Genomic DNA, 6,051 nt, shown 5'->3' with positions numbered 1-6,051 from the left:
GCACACGCGGCCGCATTCGCCCAGTGGATCGACTTGTCGCGCTCGATCAGGATCACACCTTCGGTCAACCCGGCAACGATCTGGCGCAGTTGATCGCGGTCGGCGGGAACTGGGAGGACGCGCTTGCTCATGGGCAGTGCTCGAAGGACGAAAAAGGCGCTGTGTCCGCCACGGTGCCGGACCTCGGGAACACGTGCAACCATCCTCGACCTTGGCTGCTCGTTCCCATGGGACAAATGCACTAACCCGCATAGTGCATTCGACGCAGGACGACCGCGAACCCTTCGCCCAGACTCCACCTCCCGCCGAGGATGTGCGGGGCAGCGCAGCATCGGTCGGGTTTCGCCCGACGTCTGCGGTTCGTATCGAATCAGCATTTGCAAGGAGCCCGATGAGCAGCCGCGCCAATCCTTCCGCCCCGATGCGGCCACTGGCCGTGGTCGAGACCGTGAGCACGCTCGGAGACCTGCAGCATGTTTTGTCCTCCGAGCGCGATCTGTCCGCGTTCGCGTTTCAGAAGTGCAATGAATCGCCGCAAGGCTATTCGTGGTTCAACGTGTGCGTGGAGTCCGCCGATCCGATCGAGGCAATGAAGACGGTGCGTAGCGTGCTGTTCTGTCTGCTCGATGCGGCCGATCGTGGCGTTGTCGAACATTTCCGCATTGTGATCGGCACCGACTTGCTGCGACGTTCCACGCCTCCCGCACGGGAAGGAAGCGACTTCGGTGGCGGGCCGTGCGTCGCCTAGCGCCGCGCGGCAAGTTTCCCGGTGCGCATGTCGGTGCGGTGACCGGCGATATCACGACGATCGCACAGACGATCGACCTGGCGCTGATCGTTGACGATGTGCCGGTGTAGTCCGGTGACCGCGAAGCGGTGAGCTTGCTGCACGCGCGAATCGCACCCGACGTTCGGGCGGATCGCGTCGTCGGTATCTACCGGATGGGCGCGTCGGCGGGCGACTTCGAAGACGAGCTGCTGACGCTGCGACGCTCGCGCGTTTCGAGCTCGATGATCGTCCAGCCCCACCTGGGGCGGCGGAGGATGACGGGTCCACGAGCGTGCGCAGGTGCGCCCGGCGATCAGGCCTTCTACGTCGTCACGACGCGTTTCGACGCGTCGTTGGAGCTGCGCGAAGGCTGGACCGCCAAAGGAAACACGAATCCGGACGGAACGACGCCATCCGCATATCCACGAGGCTCTCCCCTGGGTCAGGCACTCCCGCGAGCGAGCTGCAAAGGCGGCAGCGCGCCAGCGGAGTGTCGAACGTGCGGCGTCGACCGTGTGCGATCATCCAGTGGTGATTTCCTTCATCATTCCCGCCCACGACGAAGAGCGCCTGCTTGGCGATACGCTTGATGCGCTGCTCGCCAGCGTGGCCTTGCTCGACGTTGACTGCGAGATCATGGTGGTGGACGACGCCTCGACCGACGGCACCGTCGAGGTCGCGCACGCGCGGGGTGTGCGCGTCGTGAGTGTGGCGCATCGGCACATCGCCGCCGCACGCAACGCTGGCGCACGCGCGGCACGCGGCGATCTTCTGGTGTTTGTCGATGCCGATACGCTCGTCGGCGCGGAGGTGATCCGTGCTGCCCGCGACGCCGTCCGCGAAGGAGCGCTCGGCGGTGGCTGCGGCGTGCGGCTGCAGGGTCCGCTGAGTCGGCGGCTGAAGATCGCCGAGTCGTTCTTCGTCTGGTTTTTCCGGGTGACGCGCGTCGCTCCTGGCTGCTTTCTGTTCTGCACGCGCGCCGCATTCGACGCGGTCGGTGGCTTCGATGAAACCTGGTACGCCGGCGAAGACGTCGCGATGAGCCGCGCGCTCGCAAGGCGCGGACGGTTCGTCATTCTGCGCGAAGCGGTGATGACATCGGCGCGCAAGGTGCGTACGTTTTCCGCAGGCGAACACGTGCGGCTGATGTTGCGCCTCGCTTGGCGCGGTCGGCAGCTGCTCAAATCCCGCGACGGTCTCGATCTCTGGTACGGCCGGCGTCGTTGAAAGCGCGCGGACTGCTTCAACCGTCGCTGGGTGTGTGAACGCGTTGGCGTTGTCGCGGCGGCGACTCCCGCTATCATCAACGTCGATGATCCCTCCGCCAAGTCCCGACAACGAGCTGGAGCGCCTGGTCGAAATCGAGCGACTGGGCCTTCTCGACAGCGAGCCGGAGGGGACGTATGACGATCTTGCGCGGTTGGCGTCGGCCATTTGTGGCACGCCGGTCAGCCTCGTCAGCCTCATCGGCAAGGACAGGCAGTGGTTCAAGGCGCGCGTCGGGATGGAAGCGACGCAAACCTCGCGAGACGTGGCGTTTTGTGCCCATGCAATCAACGAGCCGGATCAGCTGTTCGTGGTTCGCGACGCGCGCGAGGATCCGCGCTTTTCCGATAACCCCCTCGTCACCGGAGGTCCCAATATCCGCTTTTATGCGGGTGCCCCACTGAAAACGGCGTCGGGCAATGCGCTCGGCACGCTGTGCGTGATCGATACCGAACCGCGGACGCTCGAACCGTTCCAGGTCGAGGCGATGCGGAGCCTGTCGCGCCAGGTCGTCTCCCTGATGGAGCTGCGCCGTGCGCACAACGAACTGCGCCACCACGTCAGCGAACGCGAGTGGTACGAGATCAATCTGAAGCAATATCAGCAGGAACTCGAGCGGGAGAATCTTCGCTTGAGCCGCGAAGGCAGTACCGATGCGCTCACCGGGCTGACCAATCGACGCGGCATGAATGAGCACCTCGCGTGGCGCATCGCCCGCGCGCAGGAAGGCGAGGCACTGCACCTGGCGATCCTCGACATCGATCACTTCAAGATGATCAACGACCTGCACGGCCACCCGGTCGGCGATGAAACCCTTGCGGCGGTGGCCCGTGTGCTGCGGATGCGTGCAGGCAACGATGCGATGGTCGCGCGCGCTGGCGGCGAGGAATTCGTGCTGGTGCTGACGGCGATGGATTCACTCGCTGCGATCGCCATCTGCGAGGAGCTGCGGGAAGCGGTCGAGCGGATGGGAGGCGGCATTCCCGTCACCATCAGCATCGGACTTTCGACCCATCGGCCAGGTGAGCAGGCAGGCGCACTGTACCGTCGTGCAGACGAGGCGCTTTACGATGCGAAGCGAAGCGGCCGCAATCGGCTGGTGCTCGCGTTGTAGCAAAACGGTGTTGGCGCAGCTTCCTTCCCCTCGCAGGGGAAGGAAGGACGTTGCCGGGATGAGCCGTTACGGCGAGTCGAACCCGTCGGTGAACAGCAGGTCGAGCGACTGGGTGAGATCGCCCATTGCCGGGAATCCGTTCTGTTCGAGCGCCGCGTCACGCTGCGCAAGACCCTGCAGAACCGGCAGTCCGAATGCGTGAGTGATCAGGCGCAGCGCCGACGCGGTGTCGTACTGCGTGTGATCGACGAAACCGCGCTTGGCGAATGGCGACACAACGATCGCCGGAACGCGCGTGCCCGGACCCCAGCGGTCGCCCTTCGGCGGCGCCACGTGATCCCACCAGCCGCCGTTTTCGTCATAGGTGATCACGACGACCATGTCCTTCCACTGCGGGCTCTTCTCCAGATGCGCGATGACGTCGGCGATGTGCGCGTCGCCGGCGTCGACGGTCGCGTAACCGGCGTGCTGGTTCTGGCTGCCCTGCGGTTTGTAGAACGACACCTGCGGCAACGTGCCGGCGTCGATCGTCTCGATGAACTTGGCGCCGTCAATGCCGCCGTCGAGCACGTGCTCGGCGCGCGCGGCGGTGCCGGGCGCGAGGTCGGCGTAGTAGTTGAACGGCTGGTGGTGGTACTGGAACACCACAGTCGCCGGAGCGGTGTGGTCCAGCGTCCCCTGGAACGCACCGCCGTACCACGCCCAGCTCACCCCTTTGGCCGTGAGCAGGTCGCCGATGTTCGACGCGGTCTGCGGACTCAGCGTGTTCGCCTTGGCCGGATCGGCATACAACGGGTCGCCGCCGGTCGCCGGTGCATTGCCCGACGGTTGATACGGTGGCTGCATCGTGTTGATGCCGTAATAGTCGGGCGTCAGCGTCGAATCGCGCACGTACTTCGGTACGCCGTCGATCGCCGATGCAGGACTTGCGGGATCGATCTGCAGAGACACGCCGTCGGGTGCAACCGCCGAGATGTTGTTCGCGAACGTGATCGGATCGGCCTGCGTCTTGAAGTCGAACGGCGCGCACGCGCAGATCAGGTACTGGTGATTGAGGAACGAACCGCCGAACGCGCCCTGGAAGAAATTGTCGGCCAGCGTGTAGCGCTGCGCGATGGCCCACATCGCCATCGACGACGTGTTGTCCCAGTGACCCATCACTTCGCCGCCGGCGTCGCTCCACGCCGCGAACTTGTTGTTGAGGCCGCCGTTGATCTGCATCTGGTTGTTGTAGAAGCGATGCACCAGGTCGTGCAGCGTGTAGTTGAAATTCACGTTGTAGCCGGCCGGGTCGTCGAGCGCGTAGGGCGCATTCGGATGACCGGTGGTCGCTTCGGTCGGCACCTGGGTCGGATCGGACGGATTGGTGAGTCCGTTGCCGTTGATTGGCGGCAGTGTCGCCATCGTCGTGCCGTCACGATCGAGCTGTGTCTGCTGTTGCGCAGTCGCGTCGTCGAGCCCGTTGGCTCCGGGGAAGTGGCCATACAGATGATCGAAGCCGCGATTCTCCGCGTAGATCACCACGACGGTCTTGACCTTGTTGAGGCCGTTGACCGACTGCGCGGACGCGGGCGCGGGCGCAAAGAGACCACTGGCGAATGTGGATGCGATTGCGAGTGCCAAAGCGTGCTTGTGCATGGAGTGCAATTCCTGGAAGGCTGGCGGGAAGTCGTCGGCGCGGCTCGCGCCCATCCATCCAACGCTAGGCGCCAATCCTTTCAATCGCGTGAAGGTTCGTGTGCACGACCGTCATATGCGATCGATACGCTTTGTTGTCCGAACTGCGCCAACGCCTGATGCGATGGGCTTGCGCCTGCGTCATCCCGCCAAACGACCTGCCGAATGCGCCCGACCTTTACGTCCGTTTACCTTGTCGTCGCATTCTGCAGTGGCGTGTTTGCCCCCGTCGCGCTCGCGCGCCCTGCAACACCCGGGAACCAGGCGGCGGCGTCGACCTACGCTGCCGCATTCGCGCGCACTGCCGCCTTGCGTGACATCGGACGCCGGATTTTTTCGGATCCGTCGTTCTCCGCGTCCGGTCGGCAGGCGTGCGCGAGCTGCCACGATCCCGCGCATCGCTACAACCCGGCGAACGCGCTTGATGTGCAACCGGGCGGCGCCGATGGCAAGCATCTGGGCTTCCGCACGCCGCCGACGCTGACCTACCTCAACCGGATCCCGCCCTACAGCAACCACTATCACGACTCCGACGACGAGGGCGACGAGTCGGTCGACGCCGGACCGACCGGCGGACTCACCTGGGACGGTCGCGTCGACCGCGGCGATACGCAGGCGAAGATTCCGCTGCTGTCCGCGTTCGAGATGGCGTCGAGCGTCGCTGGCGTCGCGCGTGCGGTTCGCGCCGCCGCTTATGCGGGCAATCTGCGGGAGACGCTCGGCACACATGCGCTCGACACGGACACCGATGCGTTCGCTGCGGTCGTGCATGCGCTCGGCGTGTTCGAGCAGGACTATGACGAGTTCAATCCGTACACCAGCAAGTACGACGCGTGGCTGACGGGTCGCGCGTCGTTGAGCGCACGCGAACAGCGTGGACTGAAACTGTTCGAAAACGAGACGAAGGGCAACTGCATGCAGTGCCACCTGAGTCGTCGCCCGCTCGACGGCAGTCCGCCCGCACTTTCCGACTACGGGCTCATTGCGCTCGGCGTCCCGCGCAATACCCGTATTCCACGCAACGCCGATACCTCGTTCCACGATCTCGGCGCATGTGGACCCGAACGCACCGACAAGCGCGGCCAGGCCGATTTCTGCGGTCTGTTCCGCACACCGACGCTGCGCAACGTCGCGCTGCGCCGGACGTTCTTCCACAACGGGAAATTCCAATCCCTGCGCGACGTTGTCGCGTTCTACGTCACACGCGACATCACGCCGGAGCGCT

At 64.8% G+C, this 6,051-nt stretch carries 6 protein-coding genes; 5 read left to right on the top strand and 1 reads right to left on the bottom strand.

Annotated features, from left to right (window positions below; genetic code table 11):
• Nucleotides 1-391 precede the first annotated feature (391 nt).
• The 4 genes from ABIV12_RS14935 (at nt 392) to ABIV12_RS14920 (ending at nt 3,149) form a co-directional block, all read left to right on the top strand.
• Entirely contained in the window at nt 392-748 is a 357-nt protein-coding gene (locus ABIV12_RS14935; RefSeq protein ID WP_348060721.1) for a hypothetical protein, read from the top strand.
• Nucleotides 736-858 (top strand): hypothetical protein, encoded by a 123-nt coding sequence (locus ABIV12_RS14930; protein WP_348060719.1) that lies wholly within the window; start codon nt 736-738, stop codon nt 856-858. Before ABIV12_RS14935 ends, ABIV12_RS14930 begins: the two co-directional genes overlap by 13 nt.
• Before the next feature lie 442 nt (nt 859-1,300).
• On the top strand, nt 1,301-1,996 hold the full coding sequence (locus tag ABIV12_RS14925) for a glycosyltransferase (RefSeq protein ID WP_348060723.1): 696 nt from the start codon (nt 1,301-1,303) through the stop codon (nt 1,994-1,996).
• An 85-nt stretch (nt 1,997-2,081) separates the two neighbouring features.
• Nucleotides 2,082-3,149 carry a sensor domain-containing diguanylate cyclase gene (locus ABIV12_RS14920; protein ID WP_348060717.1) on the top strand — a complete coding sequence of 356 codons (1,068 nt, stop codon included), beginning with the start codon at nt 2,082-2,084 and terminating at the stop codon, nt 3,147-3,149.
• A gap of 66 nt (nt 3,150-3,215) precedes the next feature.
• Here ABIV12_RS14920 and acpA read toward each other — a convergent pair whose 3' ends face one another.
• Nucleotides 3,216-4,787, bottom strand: a complete 1,572-nt coding sequence (gene acpA / locus ABIV12_RS14915) for an acid phosphatase (RefSeq protein ID WP_348060715.1) — start codon at nt 4,785-4,787, stop codon at nt 3,216-3,218.
• A 204-nt stretch (nt 4,788-4,991) separates the two neighbouring features.
• On the opposite strand from acpA, the gene ABIV12_RS14910 reads away from it, so the two are divergent.
• The coding region (locus tag ABIV12_RS14910) for a cytochrome c peroxidase (RefSeq protein ID WP_348060713.1) at nt 4,992-6,051 on the top strand (1,060 nt) is incomplete at its 3' end.

This window comes from Dokdonella sp., assembly GCF_039926425.1.
Lineage (GTDB): Bacteria > Pseudomonadota > Gammaproteobacteria > Xanthomonadales > Rhodanobacteraceae > Dokdonella_A.
This window is presented reverse-complemented; position numbering and strand designations above follow the sequence as displayed.